Source organism: Pantoea sp. K16 (assembly GCF_048452805.1).
GTDB lineage: Bacteria > Pseudomonadota > Gammaproteobacteria > Enterobacterales > Enterobacteriaceae > Pantoea > Pantoea agglomerans.
In genome coordinates, this window is sequence record NZ_JBLWNV010000008.1 from 103,872 (window position 1) to 121,882 (window position 18,011).

At 57.9% G+C, this 18,011-nt stretch carries 16 protein-coding genes; 12 read left to right on the top strand and 4 right to left on the bottom strand.

Going from position 1 to position 18,011, the window contains the following annotated elements; all coding sequences use genetic code 11:
* Positions 1 to 15: 15 nt before the first annotated feature.
* Positions 16 to 2,022: a bifunctional tRNA (5-methylaminomethyl-2-thiouridine)(34)-methyltransferase MnmD/FAD-dependent 5-carboxymethylaminomethyl-2-thiouridine(34) oxidoreductase MnmC gene (gene mnmC, locus ACK13D_RS12480; RefSeq protein WP_418796502.1), complete on the bottom strand. Its 2,007-nt coding sequence runs from the start codon at positions 2,020 to 2,022 to the stop codon at positions 16 to 18.
* A 154-nt stretch (positions 2,023 to 2,176) separates the two neighbouring features.
* Here mnmC and fabB point away from each other — a divergent pair, with 154 nt between their 5' ends.
* Complete coding sequence (gene fabB, locus ACK13D_RS12485) at positions 2,177 to 3,397, top strand: beta-ketoacyl-ACP synthase I (protein ID WP_010257968.1); 1,221 nt, start codon at positions 2,177 to 2,179, stop codon at positions 3,395 to 3,397.
* A gap of 85 nt (positions 3,398 to 3,482) precedes the next feature.
* On the opposite strand, the gene pdxR is transcribed toward fabB, so the two are convergent.
* Complete coding sequence (gene pdxR, locus ACK13D_RS12490; protein ID WP_418796504.1) at positions 3,483 to 4,907, bottom strand: MocR-like pyridoxine biosynthesis transcription factor PdxR; 1,425 nt, start codon at positions 4,905 to 4,907, stop codon at positions 3,483 to 3,485.
* 87 nt (positions 4,908 to 4,994) lie between these two features.
* On the opposite strand from pdxR, the gene ACK13D_RS12495 reads away from it, so the two are divergent.
* Positions 4,995 to 5,438: a rhodanese-like domain-containing protein gene (locus tag ACK13D_RS12495; protein WP_263054163.1), complete on the top strand. Its 444-nt coding sequence runs from the start codon at positions 4,995 to 4,997 to the stop codon at positions 5,436 to 5,438.
* A 1-nt stretch (position 5,439) separates the two neighbouring features.
* Here ACK13D_RS12495 and flk read toward each other — a convergent pair whose 3' ends face one another.
* Both flk and ACK13D_RS12505 read right to left on the bottom strand, forming a co-directional pair.
* A complete protein-coding gene (flk, locus tag ACK13D_RS12500) occupies positions 5,440 to 6,489 on the bottom strand; it encodes a flagella biosynthesis regulator Flk (RefSeq protein ID WP_010671443.1) in 1,050 nt (349 codons plus the stop codon).
* Between the two features lie 203 nt (positions 6,490 to 6,692).
* On the bottom strand, positions 6,693 to 7,592 hold the full coding sequence (locus ACK13D_RS12505; protein WP_010671444.1) for a DMT family transporter: 900 nt from the start codon (positions 7,590 to 7,592) through the stop codon (positions 6,693 to 6,695).
* A 97-nt stretch (positions 7,593 to 7,689) separates the two neighbouring features.
* Between ACK13D_RS12505 and ACK13D_RS12510 the strand changes: the two genes are divergently transcribed.
* The 10 genes from ACK13D_RS12510 (at position 7,690) to purF (ending at position 17,972) form a co-directional block, all read left to right on the top strand.
* Positions 7,690 to 8,469, top strand: a complete 780-nt coding sequence (locus ACK13D_RS12510; protein WP_033772307.1) for an AraC family transcriptional regulator — start codon at positions 7,690 to 7,692, stop codon at positions 8,467 to 8,469.
* A 55-nt stretch (positions 8,470 to 8,524) separates the two neighbouring features.
* Complete coding sequence (gene pdxB / locus ACK13D_RS12515) at positions 8,525 to 9,658, top strand: 4-phosphoerythronate dehydrogenase PdxB (RefSeq protein ID WP_033778724.1); 1,134 nt, start codon at positions 8,525 to 8,527, stop codon at positions 9,656 to 9,658.
* Between the two features lie 302 nt (positions 9,659 to 9,960).
* Positions 9,961 to 10,968: an aspartate-semialdehyde dehydrogenase gene (locus ACK13D_RS12520; protein WP_033778725.1), complete on the top strand. Its 1,008-nt coding sequence runs from the start codon at positions 9,961 to 9,963 to the stop codon at positions 10,966 to 10,968.
* Positions 10,969 to 10,970: 2 nt separating this feature from the next.
* A complete protein-coding gene (truA, locus tag ACK13D_RS12525) occupies positions 10,971 to 11,774 on the top strand; it encodes a tRNA pseudouridine(38-40) synthase TruA (protein WP_008926481.1) in 804 nt (267 codons plus the stop codon).
* A gap of 29 nt (positions 11,775 to 11,803) precedes the next feature.
* Complete coding sequence (locus ACK13D_RS12530; protein ID WP_010257990.1) at positions 11,804 to 12,466, top strand: DedA family protein; 663 nt, start codon at positions 11,804 to 11,806, stop codon at positions 12,464 to 12,466.
* A 144-nt stretch (positions 12,467 to 12,610) separates the two neighbouring features.
* Positions 12,611 to 13,525: an acetyl-CoA carboxylase, carboxyltransferase subunit beta gene (gene accD / locus ACK13D_RS12535; RefSeq protein WP_010257992.1), complete on the top strand. Its 915-nt coding sequence runs from the start codon at positions 12,611 to 12,613 to the stop codon at positions 13,523 to 13,525.
* Positions 13,526 to 13,619: 94 nt separating this feature from the next.
* On the top strand, positions 13,620 to 14,888 hold the full coding sequence (gene folC, locus ACK13D_RS12540) for a bifunctional tetrahydrofolate synthase/dihydrofolate synthase (protein ID WP_418796509.1): 1,269 nt from the start codon (positions 13,620 to 13,622) through the stop codon (positions 14,886 to 14,888).
* Positions 14,878 to 15,666, top strand: a complete 789-nt coding sequence (gene dedD, locus ACK13D_RS12545; RefSeq protein WP_167423467.1) for a cell division protein DedD — start codon at positions 14,878 to 14,880, stop codon at positions 15,664 to 15,666. Before folC ends, dedD begins: the two co-directional genes overlap by 11 nt.
* 265 nt (positions 15,667 to 15,931) lie before the next feature.
* Positions 15,932 to 16,417 carry a colicin V production protein gene (gene cvpA / locus ACK13D_RS12550; RefSeq protein ID WP_003854265.1) on the top strand — a complete coding sequence of 162 codons (486 nt, stop codon included), beginning with the start codon at positions 15,932 to 15,934 and terminating at the stop codon, positions 16,415 to 16,417.
* Between the two features lie 37 nt (positions 16,418 to 16,454).
* Positions 16,455 to 17,972: an amidophosphoribosyltransferase gene (gene purF / locus ACK13D_RS12555; protein ID WP_010258001.1), complete on the top strand. Its 1,518-nt coding sequence runs from the start codon at positions 16,455 to 16,457 to the stop codon at positions 17,970 to 17,972.
* The last annotated feature ends 39 nt before the right edge of the window (positions 17,973 to 18,011 follow it).

Below are 18,011 nucleotides of genomic sequence, written 5' to 3' on the forward strand. Positions count from 1 at the left end.
CGCCCTTAGCGTCCGCTAAACGGCTTTTCCCTTCAGTAATTTCCTCACCCAGTAACGATTCGGATTGAGTGCTGCCAGGGTACTGGCATCCAGAGGCTGCGGCTCGCCCGCCAGCTGAGCTGCCAGCACTTCGGCCGCCAGCGGCGCACTGCACAGGCCGCGCGATCCCAGCGCCCCAAACAGATACAAGCCCGCAAGATCGGGTGCGTCAGCGATATCGCTGCCTGCCGCCTGCTGTGCCGGTAAATCAGCATACTGCGCCAGCGTAGCAGCATAATCCGGCACGCCGCCCACCATCGGCAGGTGATCCCGGGTGGCGCAGCGCACCCCCATTCTTGCCTCTCCGTCACTGACATCCACCGTTTCGGCCCAGCTGCTGTCAGGCAGGCAATGCAGCAGGCGGCTGCGGTTCTCCTGCTGATCCTCTTCCCGATACGCGGTTGCGATATCGCCACGGTGATAGCTGGCCCCGATACAGTGCGTACCAAACTGCGGGCTGACAGGCGTCAGATAGCCGTCGTAACAGAGCACCGTTTGCAGCGCGTTGAGGCCCGGCGTGGAGGGAACATGGCTTACCTGACCGGCCACCGGATAGGTCGGCAGCGGGGCGCTTTGCGCAAAGTCGGCAATCGCATGACCGTTTGCCAGTACGACGGTCGGATGACGTACCGCCGGACGATCGCTGAACGTCAGCATCCAGTGATCATCCTCACGGGAAAGCGCGCTCACCCGGTGCAGCCAGTGAATGCGCAATCCCTGGGTTTCGCCATGCGCCAGCATCGCGGTGGTCAGCTCTGCCGGTGAGAGCCAGCCGCCTTGCGGATAGAAAATGCCGCCACAGCCATGTTCAACATTTGCCCGTTTTTCAGCTTCTGCCACATCGACGCCACAGGCGATTATTTCAGGCAGGTCCATCGCCAGCATCTGATCGATCTTCTTACGGCTTTTCTCATCCCAGCCCAGCTGCAGCACACCGCTCCAGTGATGCTCATAGGTGACGGTTAATTGATCATAGAGCCGCCGGGCAAAGCTGAAGGCCGAGGGGAAAAAAGTGGCAAGTGCCGGGTCGTGCTGATTGAGCAGCGGATAGAGCGCTCCCTGACGGTTGCCGGATGCGCCCAGCGCGGGCGCCTCATCGGCGCAATAAAGCGTTACCCGCCAGCCGCGACGCAGCAGCGCCAGCGCCAGGGTGGCACTGGCGACGCCGCCGCCAATCAGGGCTACATCACGCTGCTCCGCAGCCTGACGATGATACCAGGGCTGTGCGGCGGGCAACGGAGGCGCATCCTGCAACGGCCCGCATAGCATTTCGCGCTTCGGACCAAATCCTTTGCGGCGGATGACCGCAAAGCCCGCCTGCTGCAGACCGCGCCGGACAATGCCTGCGGCGGTAAAGGTCGCGAAGGTCCCCTGCGGCCGCGCCAGTTTTGCCATCATGCCGAACAGCTCCGGCGTCCACATATCCGGGTTCTTTGAGGGCGCGAACCCATCCAGGAACCAGGCATCTACCTGACGATTCAGGCTCTCATCCAGCTGGCCCATCAGCAGGTTAATATCGCCCAGCCACAGGTCGAGCGTGATGCGGCCGCCATCAAACAGCAGACGCTGACAGCCGGGCAGGGCAGCGGGCCACTGCGCCTGCAGCGCCTCCGCCCAGGGGGCCAGTTCGGGCCAGTGCTGCTGCGCCGCAGTTAAATCTTCACGGGTTAACGGAAATTTCTCAAAGCTGATGAAATGCAGACGTTTTAAAGTGGCGTCGGGCTGTTCGCGCTGAAACGCATCGAACGCCTGCCACAGCGTCAGGAAATTAAGACCGGTGCCAAAACCGCTCTCCGCCACGATCAGCAGATCGCGCGGATGCTCAGTAAAACGCTGGGGAAAACCGTTGCCGCCAAGGAAGACATAGCGTGTCTCTTCCAGACCGTTGTCATTAGAGAAATAGACATCGCCAAACGCTCGGGAAACAGGTGTACCCTGTTCATTCCAGTTTAGCTTTGCATGTTCAACCGGGGTCAATTTCACGGTAAAGGCTCGTTTTTCAGGCAGTGGCGCGATTCTAGCGACCCGCGTGACATGACGCAAATTTACAAAAGGAAATAGCTGATCGGACTTGTTCGGCGTACAAGTGTACGCTAGAGTGCATGCCAATTAAGAAGAAGTGGATGAGGAAGATTGAATGAAACGTGCTGTGATTACTGGCTTAGGGATCGTTTCCAGTATTGGTAATAACCAGCAGGAGGTGCTGTCATCTCTGCGTGAAGGACGCTCTGGCATCACCTTTTCTGAAGAGATGAAAGATTCCGGCATGCGTAGTCACGTCTGGGGTAACGTTAAATTAGATACCACCGGCCTCATCGATCGCAAAGTTGTGCGCTTTATGAGTGATGCGTCCATCTATGCTTATCTTTCCATGGAAGAAGCGATTAAAGATTCTGGCCTTAGCGCTGAAGCGTATCAGAGCAACCCACGTGTGGGTCTGATTGCGGGTTCAGGCGGCGGCTCCCCACGTTTCCAGGTATTTGGTGCTGACGCAATGCGCAGCCCACGCGGCCTGAAAGCGGTTGGCCCTTATGTTGTCACCAAAGCGATGGCCTCTGGCGTCTCTGCCTGCCTCGCAACGCCATTCAAAATTCATGGCGTAAACTACTCGATTAGCTCCGCCTGTGCCACCTCTGCGCACTGTATCGGTAACGCCGTTGAGCAGATCCAGCTTGGCAAACAGGATATCGTTTTTGCGGGCGGCGGCGAAGAGCTGTGCTGGGAAATGGCCTGTGAGTTCGACGCCATGGGCGCGCTCTCTACCCGTTACAACGACACGCCAGAAAAAGCGTCACGCACTTATGACAATGAGCGCGACGGCTTTGTTATCGCCGGTGGCGGTGGCATGGTCGTCGTTGAAGAACTGGAGCATGCGCTGGCACGTGGTGCGCATATCTATGCCGAAATCGTCGGTTATGGTGCCACTTCAGACGGTGCAGACATGGTTGCTCCATCAGGTGAAGGCGCAGTGCGCTGCATGAAGATGGCGATGCACGGTGTCGATACCCCAATTGACTATCTGAACAGCCACGGAACCTCTACCCCGGTGGGTGATGTGAAAGAGCTGGGCGCGATTCGTGAAGTGTTTGGCGATAACACGCCATACATCTCAGCAACGAAAGCGATGACCGGCCACTCTCTGGGTGCGGCTGGCGTGCAGGAAGCGATCTACTCGCTGCTAATGCTGGAGCATGGCTTTATCGCGCCAAGCATCAACATCACCTCGCTTGACGCGGCAGCAACCGGTATGAACATCGTCACTGAGCCGATGGAAAAAGAGCTGACTACCGTGATGTCTAACAGCTTTGGTTTTGGCGGTACCAACGCCACATTGACCATGCGTAAATATCAGGCGTAATTATTACGTCAGCACTCTGAAGGGCCGGCTTGCCGGCCCTTTTTGTTTTACAGCCCATCCGCTTTACCTCGTTCAAACCTCCGTGTTAGCCCTCCCGCTGCAGCAGCCGCAGCAATGTATCGCATCCTGCCACAATCTCGTCAGGCGTCAGTGCGGCAAAGCCCAGCATCCAGCCTTGCTGAGACGAAGGCCCGGCATAGAGCGGACTCAGACGCGGCAGCAGCAAACCCTGTTGAGCCGCCAATGCGCTTAATCGCGCTTCATCCTGTTGCAGTCTGACAGTTACCTGTAATCCGCCGCTGCTGACAATCGGCGTGATCCACGGCGACAGTTGCTGAGCGATTAGCGTCAGCAGCAGATCGCGACGGCTGTGATAGAGCTGACGCATCAGCCGCAGATGGCTGGCGAAATGTCCCTGTTGCAGAAAGGCGGCGGTGACAGCCTGCGGCAGCAGGGCGCTGTGTCCATCCAGCACGCTGCGTGCCTGGCCTATGGGGGTAATCAGCGCAGGCGGGACCACCATCCAGGCCAGCCGCAGGGAGGGAAACAGCGACTTCGAGAAGGTGCCCAGCGTAATCACCCGCTGATGGCGATCCAGTCCCTGTAGCGCAGGGACAGGACGTTCGTCGTAGTGAAATTCGCTGTCATAATCGTCTTCGATCAGCCAGCACCGGTTGCGCTGCGCCCAGTCCAGCCACGCCAGGCGTCGCGTCAGGCTCAGCGTCACGCCGGTAGGATAATGATGCGATGGCGTCAGATACATCAGTTTTGCACTGCCGCTGGCGGGGATGGCACCTTCGGCATCGACCTCAATCCCGCGCACCTGTGCGCCGGCAGCCAGAAAGGCGTTACGCGCACCAGGATAGCCCGGCTCCTCCATCCATACCTCATCACCGGGATCGACGAACATCATTGCCAGTAACTGCAGTGCCTGTTGTGAACTGGTCAGAATGATCACCTGTTCCGGCTGGCATGCCACGCCCCGGGAAAGTGCCAGATAATCCGCGAGTGCGCTGCGTAACGGCAGGTAGCCGCAGGGATCGCCGTATCCCATTGCGGCACTGCCCAGTGAACGCTGCACGCTGCTGCCGAGGCGTCGCCACGTGTCATGGGGAAAAGCGCGTAACTCCGGTGAACCGGCGGCGAATGCATGGGGAAAAGGGGGATCCTGACAGCCACCGGTTGCCAGTACCTGCTGGCCCCGCGCCGAGAAACGGACGGGCTGAGGCCGGGCCGGAAATGATGATGAGTGGGTGGGGATGATGATGGCAACAAAAGTACCGCGACCGGTCTCGCGTCGCAGATAGCCTTCACTTTCCAGCTGTCCGTAGGCCGCTTCCACCGTCACACGTGACAGACGCAGATCCTGCGCCAGCTGCCGACTGGACGGCAACTGCTGACCAGCATGCAGATGGTGCCGGTTGATCGCCAGTCGCAGGGTAGAGCAGAGCCGCTCGCGCACGCCGCCACTGGTCTGATGCTGGAAAAGTTGTAATAACGATGAAGACATATGGGTCTTATACCTGATGGGGAATGGGTATCAGTAAGCAGTCCACTTTGCCGTAAACTGCAGACTCACCACAACAGGAGAATCGCTATGTCATCGGTTTTACGAGTTCCGGCCGCCACCCCGCAGCAAAGCCTCGACTATCTGCAGGCAAAACTCGCTTTTTACACCGACGCCTGGGATCTGGCGGAAGATCTGGAACGGCAAATCCCGGATATCGTGGTAATCGATGCTCGCGCGCCGGAGGCTTATCGCGCCGGGCATATTTGCGGCGCGATCAACTTTCCGCATCGCGAGATGGATGCCACTACCACGGCCCGGCTCGATCGCAGCAAAGTTTATGTCACGTATTGTGACGGCATTGGCTGTAACGGCTCGACGAAAGCGGCCTGGAAACTGGCCTCGCTGGGATTTCAGGTGAAGGAGTTGATTGGCGGGCTGGATTTCTGGAAACGTGACGGTCATCCGCTGACCTGGGGTGATGCACCGGGCGAATGGCCAGTCGCCGCGCCCAAAGCATTCTGTAGCTGTTAACTCAGAGGACCAGCCAGAGTAAAAGGGTGATGACAACCAGAGCGACAAAGAAGCCCAGCAGGGGGCGCTCTGCCAGAGGCTGAATCGCGGGCGGCAGCGACGCAACAAAGGGTGACCAGATCGGCTGGGGTTTTATCTCGCTGGCAGCCAGCGGCTGTTCGAGAAGTTTTTCTGCCCGGTCGGCGCGCCGGCTGAACAGGAAGTTCAGCAGATCCTGGGTCTGCGTTACGGTGAGCACCGTCTGCGGTGTCGCCTGGAAACGCTGCTGGCTGTAATCCTCCAGTTGCTGCCGCTCCTGCTGATCAAGCGGCTGTTTCAGGGACGCTTCCAGCAATTGCAGCGTCGGTGCACTGTGCTGACTCAACGTCTGGCGCACCTGCAGATACTGGGTCAGCAGCGGGAAGTGGCGCGACGGGATGGGATCACCGCTGGTGAGGTTGACCAGTTTCAGCGCAGCCGTCCACAGCTTACCGGTGGATTCGCCAGTGGCAGCGGCCAGGCGTACCACCTGCTGATTCAGCGTATGGTGCTCGGCAGGCAGCAGCGTGCGATCGCTGACGCGGATCTGCTGCGGCTGAGGAATCGTCATCTGCCCGTTCTGCAGCATCGTCAGCACCTGGCGCAGCTGATCCTGGCTCAGCGCGCTCAGTACGGTCTGACCAAATTGCTGACGGATAAAGTCGCTGACGGCCTGACGGTTATTCCCTTTCGGCAGCAGATCGGTGAGCTGGGTCATCAGCTGGCGTGTGGCATGCCCATTTTGCGTCTGCGTAAGGCGGCCATTAAGGTACTGTTCCGCTGCCGGAAAATGACGCGACTGTAATTCCGCTTCACTCTTTACGCCCACTTCATGGCGTACGCCCGCCCACAGTTCAGGCGCTTTAAGATTACTGAGCGATGAGATACGCACGATCAGGCGTTCTAACGTTGTGCGCTGCGCAGGGGAGAGGGGCTGTTCACCGGCCACTGAACCGTGACGCGTTACGCCAGTTTGCGGATTGACAGATGAACGATCGCCGACCGGCACACCGGGGCCGCTGAGTGGTTGCATGGCGGATTCCTTGGGAAAACAGAACAGCGTGGGGTGCGCCGGAAAATGAATAGGCCATGATAGCAAAAGCCCCCGGGAAATCCCACGGGGGACATGCGTTTCGGCGCGAGATTTACGCTTCAGCTGTAGACTCTCTTCACTGCCATCCTCAACAGTACCCTCACTCGCCACAGCCGCTACCCGTAATCTGCCGGCCGCGCTATTCAGGGCAGCGGGTGACTCACCGGTTTACGGCGGGTTAAGGGGGTACGCAGCCGCTGCGCCAGTATCACACCGCCAAGCGTCAGACCGCCGCCAATCCAGTGGTAACTGTGTAGTTGCTCATGCAGAAAAATCACCGCGATCACCGCGGTAAATACCGGGATCAGATTCATAAAGATACTGGTGGTGCTGGCACCCAGACGCTGCACACCGTGGATCCACAGGAACGGCGCGATGATCGAAGCAAACAGACCGGCAAAGGCCACCAGCGGCAGGTTGTGCCGGTTAAGCGCCACCTCGGGGGCCAGCAGAAAACCAGGCAACAGCAGTACGACACCAAATAAAATCTGCACATACAGGCTTTGCCAGATCGGCAGCGGCAGCGCCCAGCGGCGTGTCAGCACGCCATACAGCGCATAGGCGGCAGAGGCGGCCAGCATCAGCAGTTCACCTTTGCCCAGACCGTGATTCAGCAGCTGCATCACGTTGCCCTCACTGACCAGCCACACCAGACCGGTAAAGGAGATGATGCTGCCGAGCAGGATGCCCAGCGTCGGCGCAATCCGTAGGATCACCACGCTCAGCAGCACGGTGAGCAGGGGGATGAGGGCGCCGATAATGCCCATAAAGAGTGCGCTGACACTTTGTGCTGCGTAGTAGGCGAGACTCTGATAGAGCACCATGCCGAGCAGGCCAAGGATCGCCAGCCGCCAGAGGTGCGGTTTAATGACCTGACGCGTGCGCCAGACGCCGGGCAGCACAAAGGGCGTCAGCACCAGCAGCGCCAGTAACCAGCGGTAGAATGAGATCGCCGCCGGATCGATCGCATCCGCCGAGAGTTTGCTGACAATTGAGTTGATCGACCAGATTATTACCGCAAAGAGCGGGTACAGGAAAAACATGCTGACTCTCCACACGCCATAATGAGGCGCAGTGTACGCTTGTCCGGATTTATTCAGATAGTTAATATCGGACAAAATTAGTTGTGGAGCGGACAGAATGACCCTGAAAGTGATCTACCAGCCGCCCCTTGACGCGCCGCAACTGCGCTACTTTATGCGTTATGAGCAGGCCAATGCCCGCACCGAATATCTGCCGCATGCGCATGCCTGGGGTCAGCTCATTATGGTGAAAAGCCACGTACTGGAGATGCAGGTCGAGGGTGAGCGATTGCTGACACCGGCAGATATTCCGGTCTGGATCCCACCGGGTCAGCTTCACAGTAGCTATAACCATCGTCAGGCACAGTTCCGTACCTTTAATCTGGCGGCCCCATTATGCGCCGATCTGCCCCGGCGCGCCTGCCTGCTGCTGGTCGATCCCATTGCACACGCCATTTTGGATGAGTTTGCTGAGCAGCAAATCGAGCAACCCGAAACGGATGCGCAGTGGCGGCTGTGCGAGGTGCTGCGCGATCGCCTGCAGCTGGCGCAGGTACAGGAGAGTTATCTGCCCACCTCTGACGATAAATTTCTGGCGCCGGTGTTACATGCGCTGGAAGCGCATCCGGGCGATAACACCACGCTGGCAGGCTGGGCGGCGCGGGTCTTTACCACCGAACGGACGCTGGCGCGTCGCTGCCAGCAGCAGCTTCATATGACCTTTGGCGAGTGGCGGCAGCGGCTGCGGTTTCTGCGCGCCATTGTGCTGCTGGAGCAGGGGGAAAGCGTGCAGAGCATCGCCCATGAGCTGGGATACAGTTCAGCTTCGGCGCTGATTGTGATGTTCCAGCAACAGGCGGGAACCACGCCCGAACGCTACCGTGCACGGTTAGGCTAACGCGTCGCTTTGTGCCAGAATAATTGCCTGATATGTAACTGACAGGAAAGCCGTGGTGAAAATTCTGGTCGATGAAAATATGCCTTATGCCCGTGAGCTATTCAGCCGTACCGGCGACGTGGTCGCGGTGCCGGGGCGTCCGCTGCCGGTGGCTGAACTGGCCGATGCCGATGGCCTGATGGTGCGTTCAGTCACCCAGGTTAATGAGGCCCTGCTGGCAGGAAAGCCGGTGAAATTTGTCGGAACCGCCACGGCGGGCACCGACCATATCGATGAGAACTGGCTGCAGCAGGCGGGCATTGCGTTCTCTGCCGCACCCGGCTGTAACGCCATTGCGGTGGTGGAGTATGTTTTTTCTGCGCTGCTGCTGCTGGCGGAACGCGATGGTTTCCAGCTGCGTGACCGCACTGTCGGCATCGTTGGCGTCGGTAACGTCGGTGGGCGACTGCAAAAGCGTCTTGAGGCCTGGGGCATCAAAACCCTGCTGTGCGATCCGCCGCGCGCCGATCGCGGTGACGAGGGGGATTTCCTGTCGCTGGAGGCCGTGACAGAGCAGGCTGATATTCTAACGTTCCATACGCCGCTGTTTAAAGAGGGCCCGTATAAAAGCTGGCATCTGGCGGATGCGGCGCTGCTGATGGCGCTAAAGCCTAATACTATTCTGATCAACGCCTGTCGCGGCCCGGTGGTGGACAACAGCGCGCTGCTGGAGGTGCTGAAAATGCGGCACGATCTTAGCGTCGTGCTGGATGTCTGGGAGCCGGAGCCGGATCTGTCGCTGGCGCTGCTGGATAAGGTCGATATCGCCACGCCGCACATCGCGGGCTACACGCTGGAAGGCAAAGCGCGCGGCACCACCCAGGTGTTTGAAGCCTGGTGCGACTTTATTGGTCAGCCGCAGCAGGTGCCGCTCAGTACCTTACTGCCGGTGCCGGAATTCAGTGAAATCACCCTGAATGGCCCGCTGGATCAGCCAACGCTGAAACGCCTGGCGCATCTGGTGTATGATGTGCGCCGCGATGATGCCCCCCTGCGTAAAGTGGCGGCGAAACCCGGCGAGTTTGATCGCCTGCGCAAGCAGTATCAGGAGCGCCGCGAGTGGTCATCGCTGCAGGTGAACTGCGATGACGCCACAACCGCTGAGCTGCTGAACCAGCTGGGCTTTAACGCAATCATCTCCCCGGAATAGCGGGCGCTACAGGTCAGGCGCCCTGGCGCGGTTTCCGCACTGAATTAATCAGTGAACGGAAGGCGGGCGCTGCTGGCATGTCTGCATGACGGCGGGTTCTGGGGGGATATACCCAATGGATTTCGGGTTGCATTGAGGCGGCAAGAGAACGAATCCCGATGCGCTTACTCAGGTAAGTGATTCGGGTGAGTGAACGCAGCCAACAAAGATGCAACGTGAAAGACGACGGGGATAAATCTGAATCCCTGGGCGGTGAATATCACCGCCTTCTGTTTTTATGTCATTGTCTGGAGTAAACCAACATGTCTGACGGCTGGAATATTGCGCTACTTGGCGCGACAGGCGCAGTAGGGAACGCTGTACTGGAACTGCTGGCGGAACGCCAGTTCCCGGTTGGTGAATTATATTTGCTGGCCAGCGAAAACAGCGCGGGCGAAATCAAACGTTTCGAAGGCCGCTCGGTGCGGGTCGAAAATGCGGAGACGTTCGACTGGTCACAGGCGCAGCTGGCCTTTTTCGTGGCGGGACGTGACGCCTCGGCGCGCTTTGCCGATGAAGCGGCCAATGCCGGTTGTCTGGTGATCGACAGCAGCGAGCTGTTTGCGCTGGAACCCGATGTGCCGCTGGTGGTGCCAGATGTGAATCCGCAGGTGCTGGCAGATTATCGCAATCGCAACATCATCAGCGTGGCGGACAACCTGGTAAGCCAGCTGCTGACCGCAATTAAACCGCTGGTGGATGCGGCCGGATTGAGTCGTTTACAGGTGACTAACCTGATCTCAGTCTCCAGCTACGGCAAAGTGGCTGTTGATGCGCTGGCCGGGGAAAGTGCCCGCCTGCTGAACGGTCTTCCGGCCGATGAACACCATTTTGGTCGTCAGCTGGCGTTTAACCTGATGCCACAACAGGCCGACGCAGAAGGCAGCGTGGAGAGTGAGCGTCGCCTGATTGATCAGGTGCGTAAGGTATTGCAGGACGAAGGCTTACCGATTGCGGTCAGCAGCGTACAGGCTCCGGTGTTCTACGGTAATGCGCAGATTGTGCATATCGAAAACCTGCGCCCGCTCTCTGCTGAAGAAGCGCGTGCCGAACTGGCGCTGGCGTCAGATATTCGTCTGAGCGAAGAGGATGAAGTGCCGACGCCGGTCACGGATGCCTCAGGCAACGGCGAACTGAGCATCGGCGCTGTGCGCAACGACTACGGTATCCCGGAGCTGCTGCAGTTCTGGTCAGTAGCGGACAACATTCGTTTTGGCGGCGCGCTGATGGCGGTGAAAACCGCTGAGAAACTGGTTCAGGAGTATCTGTAACCATGTCCGATGGTCAGACGCAAAAACTGGCGCTCGGCATCGAGTATGACGGTAGCCGTTACTACGGCTGGCAGCGTCAGAATGAAGTCCGCAGCGTGCAGGAGAAGGTAGAACGCGCGCTGTCGAAAGTCGCCGATCATCCGGTCAGCATTTTTTGTGCTGGCCGCACCGATGCAGGCGTACACGGGACGGGGCAGGTGGTCCATTTCGAGACCACCTCGCAGCGGCCTGATGGCGCCTGGACGCTGGGCGTCAACGCTAATCTGCCGCCGGATATTGCGGTGCGCTGGGTGAAAGCGGTGCCGGATGAATTTCATGCCCGCTTCAGCGCCACGGCCCGACGCTATCGCTACCTGATCTACAATCAGCGTCTGCGTCCGGCGGTGCTGGCGCAGGGCGTGACGCACTTTTACCATCCTCTGGATGCAGAGAAGATGCAGCGCGCCGGGCAGTGTTTGTTAGGCGAGAATGATTTCACCTCATTCCGAGCCGTGCAGTGCCAGTCGCGTACACCGTGGCGCAACGTGATTCACCTCAACGTGACGCGTCAGGGTCCCTACGTGATTGTGGATATCAAAGCCAATGCCTTTGTGCATCACATGGTGCGCAATATCGTGGGCAGCCTGATGGAGATAGGCTGCGGCAATAAGCCGGAGTCATGGATGGCAACGCTGCTGGCGGCGAAGGATCGGACATTAGCCGCAGCCACAGCCCGGGCAGAGGGGTTGTATCTGGTGGCGGTGGATTACCCATCCCACTTTGCGTTACCACAGCCGTCGATGGGACCGTTGTTCCTCGCGGATTAATTCACTTTCAGGACTTAAAAGGGCGCGCCATGGAGTTTCTCCATTTTCTGGTTGATTTTATTCTGCACATTGATGTGCATCTTGCCGAACTGGTTGCACAGTACGGTATCTGGATTTACGCTATTTTGTTCCTGATTTTGTTCTGCGAAACCGGTCTGGTGGTGACGCCCTTCCTGCCGGGTGACTCGTTGCTGTTTGTGGCGGGCGCACTGGCGGCGTTGCCGGGTAACGATCTTAATGTGCATGTGATGGTGGCATTATTAGTGGTGGCCGCGGTTCTGGGCGACGCAGTGAACTACACCATTGGCCGCCTGTTTGGCGAACGGTTGTTCAGTAACCCGAACTCGAAGATTTTCCGTCGCAGCCATCTGGATAAAACCCATGCGTTTTATGCCCGTCACGGCGGAAAAACCATTATCCTGGCGCGCTTCGTGCCGATCGTGCGAACCTTTGCGCCGTTTGTTGCCGGTATGGGCCATATGTCCTATCGCCACTTCGCGCTGTTCAACGTAACGGGTGCGCTGCTCTGGGTGCTGCTGTTCTCCTATGCCGGCTACCTGTTTGGCGATCTGCCGGTGGTGCAGGAAAACCTGAAGCTGCTGATTGTGGGCATTATCCTGGTCTCGATTCTGCCAGGTGTGATTGAAGTCTGGCGTCATCGCCGTCAGGCTAAGCAGCAGAAGCAGCCGTAAGGCTGCGCTCAGGGGTAAGACCAGATTTTTATCCACAGTCTGAACAGGTTGTGGTTTAATGAGCGACATTTACCGTCTGCTGAAGCGGTTTTCAGCAGTATCAAGACGACTGGACCAGGTCAGTTTTAAACAGAAAGGTCATCAATGAGCTGGATTGAACGCATTCTTAATAAAAGCACCGGAACGCCTGTGCGCAAAGCCAGTATCCCGGAAGGGGTCTGGACCAAGTGTGACAGCTGTGGTCAGGTGCTCTACCGCGCCGAGCTGGAGCGTAATCTTGAGGTCTGCCCGAAGTGTGACCATCACATGCGGATGCACGCACGTGAGCGCCTAGGCAGTGTCCTCGATCAGGGCACGATGGTTGAGCTGGGTAGTGAACTTGAACCTAAAGATCTGCTCAAGTTCCGTGACTCCAAAAAGTACAAAGATCGTCTGATCGCGGCCCAGAAAGACACCGGTGAGAAAGATGCGCTGGTGGTCATGAAAGGTCAGCTGCACGGCATGCCGGTTGTTGCGGCGGCCTTTGAATTTGCCTTTATGGGCGGTTCAATGGGCTCAGTGGTCGGTGCGCGTTTTGTACGTGCGGTTGAGCAGGCGTTAGAAGATAACTGCCCGCTGATCTGCTTCTCCGCCAGCGGCGGGGCGCGTATGCAGGAAGCGCTGCAGTCGCTGATGCAGATGGCGAAAACCAGTGCGGCACTGGCCAAAATGCGGGAGCGCGGTTTGCCTTATATTTCCGTGCTGACTGACCCGACTATGGGTGGTGTTTCGGCCAGTTTTGCCATGCTGGGCGACCTCAATATCGCGGAACCTAAAGCACTGATTGGCTTTGCCGGCCCACGCGTTATTGAGCAGACCGTGCGTGAAAAACTGCCGCCGGGCTTCCAGCGCAGTGAGTTCCTGATTGAAAAGGGCGCGATTGATATGATTATTCGCCGTCCGGAAATGCGCTACAAACTGGCAAGCCTGCTGGCAAAAATGATGAACCTGCCGGCACCGCTGCATGACGGTGAACAGTCCGCTCCGGCGACGACTGAATCGGAAAGCAACGAGGCCTGACAGGAGATAGAGAGGTGCGTCCAAAGCACCTCTTACCAATGCACCGTATACCGCAGCAGCAGCCTGCCAGGTATAAATAAGCAAAACGGGACATATGGACAATCTTCACCTTCCCCAAGCCACGTCGCCTTTGGCCACGTGGCTTTATTATCTTGAGCACCTGCATACTCAGGCCATTGAACTGGGTCTGGACCGTATTCGTCAGGTAGCGCTTCGTCTCGACCTGCTGAAACCCGCTCCTTTTGTCTTTACCGTGGCCGGTACCAATGGCAAAGGCACCACCTGTCGTACCCTGGAAACGCTGCTGATCGCCGCGGGCTACCGCGTGGGCGTGTACAGCTCACCGCATCTGGTGCGCTATACCGAGCGCGTTCGGGTTCAGGGAGAGGAGCTGAGTGAAGCGCAGCACTGTGCCAGCTTTGCGGAGATTGAAGCCGGACGAGCAGATATTTCGCTGACCTATTTTGAATTTGGCACGCTCTCCGCGTTGAATCTGTTCCGCCAGGCGCAGCTGGATGTCGTGATCCTCGAAGTCGGCCTCGGCGGACGGCTGGATGCGACAAACATCGTGGATGCCGATGTCGCGGTGGTCACCAGCATTGCGCTCGATCACACCGACTGGCTTGGCCCGGATCGCGAAAGCATCGGGCGTGAAAAAGCCGGTGTGTTCCGGGCGGGAAAACCTGCGGTAGTGGGTGAACCGGATATGCCGCAGAGTATTGCCCTGGTCGCACAGGAAAAAGGTGCGCAGCTGTTGCAACGCAACCATGACTGGTCGTGGCATGCGCAGGCAGAAAGCTGGTCACTGCGTGATGCGACAGGTGAGCTGAACGATCTGCCGCTGCCGCAGGTGCCGCTGCCTAACGCGGCGACCGCGCTGGTGGCGCTGCGGGTCTCCGGGCTTGAGGTCAGTGAGGCGCAGATTCGCGCCAGCCTGCCGCTGGCGATGCTGCCAGGCCGTTTTCAGACCCTCAGCGAATCACCGCGCGTTATTCTGGATGTCGCCCATAACCCGCATGCGGCAGCATATCTGGCGTCGCGGCTGGCGGCACTGCCGAAACGCGGCAAAGTGCATGCCGTGGTGGGCATGCTGCATGATAAAGATATCGCCGGAACGCTGGCGGCGCTGGCACCGGTGGTCGATGCCTGGTACTGCGGGCCCCTCGCGGGTCCGCGCGGCGCCAGTGCTGAGCAACTGCTGAACAACCTGCCGCAGGGCGAGGCTTTTAGTTCGGTTGAGCTCGCCTGGCAGCAGGCACGCCAGCGGGCAGCGCCGCAGGACATTGTGCTGGTCTGTGGTTCATTCCACACCGTTGCACAGGTCATGGAATCGATTGAAACGGAGAAAGGACGTGGCAAGTAAGTTTCAGAACCGTTTAGTCGGCACCGTTATTCTGGTCGCCGTTGGCGTGATTGTGCTGCCAGGGCTGCTGGATGGTCAGAAAAAGCATTACAAAGAGGAGTTCGCCGCCATTCCGCTGGTGCCGAAACCTGACGATCAGCAGGACAGCGAAATGGTGCCGCCGGTAACCCAGTCGCTGCCGGCACAGCCGCCGGAAGGCGCGGGCAATGCGGTCAGCAGCAGCAATGGCAATGGCAACGGTAAAACCAACGCTACGGCAGAGCAGGGTCGGACTCAACCGGAAGACGAGAGCGATCCGGTAGTGGTCTCGCCGCCGCCGGTTCATCAGTCTGTGCCCGCACAGACGGTGACGAAGCCGAAGGTCGTTGAGCAGCAGAAACCGAAAGTAACAGAGCAGCCTAAGCAGAAGCCGGTCGAACAGCAGAAGCCAAAAGTCGTGGAGCAGCCTAAACCTAAACCGGTTGAACAGCCTAAAGTGGTCGAACAGCCGAAGCAGGAAGAGGCGCCAAAATCAGCAGAGACGACAGCGCCGGCAGGGCAGGCTTATGTGGTGCAGTTAGGTGCGCTGAAAAACGCCAGCAAAGTGAATGAGATTGTCGCGCAGCTGCGGCTGTCGGGCTATCGCGCCTTTACCGTGCCTTCAACGCCGGTACAGGGTCAGATCACCCGCATTTACGTTGGGCCGGATGCGTCGAAAGCCAAAATGCAGAGTGCGGTTGGCGAGCTGAAAAGTATCTCAGGACTGGGCGGTGTCGTGAAGCCCTACAGCGCCCGCTAAAACGGGCGATTGGCGCTGCCGATAGCAGTAACAGGCAGCGTCTTTTACCCCTCAGACAGCGCGTTTAATGCGCGCTGCCGCGAAAAAAATTGACGATTTTCAACGGCCTGTCCGGCTGAGAATCACCCGGGCGATAGCGTTTTTTTTCATCGCCTTTTTTATGGATGCAGAAAAAGAAAACCGCTACGCAAACGTTTTCTTTTTCTGTTAGAATGCGCCCCGAACTGGATGCAGGGGTGCAATTGCACTGGCGCTGGAAGAGTTCATGATCTGGATTGATTACGTCATTATTGCGGTAGTTGGTTTTTCGGCTCTGGTCAGCCTGGTCCGTGGGTTTGTCCGTGAAGCCTTATCTCTTGTTACCTGGGGATGCGCGTTTTTTGTCGCCAGTCATTACTACGCCTACCTTGCAGTCTGGTTTACAGGTTTTGACGACGAACTGGTTCGTAACGGTATCGCTATCGGTGTGCTGTTTGTGGCGACCCTGATTGTGGGGGCCATTGTGAACTACGTTATCGGCACGCTGGTGGAAAAAACCGGCCTGTCGGGAACCGACCGGGTGTTGGGCGTCTGTTTCGGGGCATTGCGTGGTGTGCTGATCGTAGCCGCTTTGCTGTTCTTCCTCGATACATTCACTGGGTTTTCCAAAAGTCCGGACTGGCAACAGTCTCAACTCATTCCCGAGTTCAGTTATATAATCAGGTGGTTTTTTGATTACCTGAAAAGCACGTCGAGTTTTTTACCCCGGTGATGTGACCGGGAGTGCGGCTTAATGAGGAAATGACAACATGTGCGGTATTGTCGGTATCACCGGTTTCATGCCGGTCAACCAGTCGATCTATGACGCGTTAACGGTGCTCCAGCACCGCGGGCAGGATGCCGCAGGCATTTGTACTATCGATGCGCTGAAATGTTTTCGCCTGCGAAAGGCAAACGGCCTGGTCAGCGACGTTTTCGAAGCACGCCACATGCAGCGTCTGCAGGGCAATATGGGGATCGGTCACGCGCGTTATCCAACCGCGGGAAGCTCCAGTGCCTCTGAAGCGCAGCCATTCTATGTAAACTCCCCGTATGGCATCACCCTGGCGCACAACGGTAATCTGACCAACGCCCACGTGCTGCGTAAGCACCTGTTTGAAAAGGGCCGCCGTCACGTTAATACCACCTCAGATTCTGAAATCCTGCTGAACATCTTTGCGCAGGAGTTAGATCGTTTTCAAAACGATCCGCTGACAGCCGACAACATCTTTGCTGCGGTTGCTGCCGTGCATCAGCAGGTGCGCGGTGCCTATGCGGTGGTGTCGATGATTATCGGCCACGGTATGGTCGCCTTCCGTGATCCTAACGGTATCCGTCCGCTGGTGCTGGGCAAGCGCGTTATCGCTGATGGCCGCACCGAATATATGGTCGCCTCCGAGAGCGTGGCGCTGGATACGCTGGGCTTTGAGTTCATCCGTGACGTTGCACCGGGTGAAGCGGTTTATGTGACTGAAGCGGGCCAGCTGTCTACCCGCCAGTGCGCTGAAAATCCGAAAAGCAATCCGTGCCTGTTCGAGTATGTCTATTTTGCGCGTCCCGACTCCTTCCTCGACAAAATCTCGGTCTACAGCGCCCGTGTTCGTATGGGCACCAAGCTGGGTGAGAAAATTGCGCGCGAGTGGGAAGATCTCGATATCGACGTTGTGATTCCGATTCCTGAAACCTCCACCGATATCGCGCTGGAAATTGCACGTATTCTCGACAAACCCTATCGCCAGGGCTTCGTGAAGAACCGGTACGTTGGCCGTACTTTTATCATGCCGGGCCAGCAGTTACGTCGCAGCGCGGTGCGCCGCAAGCTCAACGCTAACCGCGCCGAATTCCGTGATAAAAATGTGCTGCTGGTGGATGACTCTATTGTTCGCGGTACCACCTCAGAGCAGATCATTGAGATGGCGCGTGAAGCGGGCGCAAAACGGGTTTATCTGGCGTCAGCAGCGCCGGAAATTCGTTTCCCGAACGTCTACGGTATCGATATGCCCAGCGCCACGGAACTGATTGCGCATGGCCGTGAAGTGGAAGAGATTCGCCAGCTGATTAAAGCCGATGCGCTGATCTTCCAGGATCTGGACGATCTGATCGAAGCGGTTCGCGAAGAGAATCCGGACATTGCACAATTTGAGTGCTCGGTGTTCAACGGCATTTACGTGACGAAAGATGTCGATCAGCAATATCTGGAGTATCTCGAGTCGCTGCGTAATGATGATGCCAAAGCGCTTCAGCGGCAGAACGAAGTCGAAAACCTCGAGCTGCACAACGAAGGCTGATACCTTCAGCAGGCGGGCAGCATAAAACAGGGCGGGAGC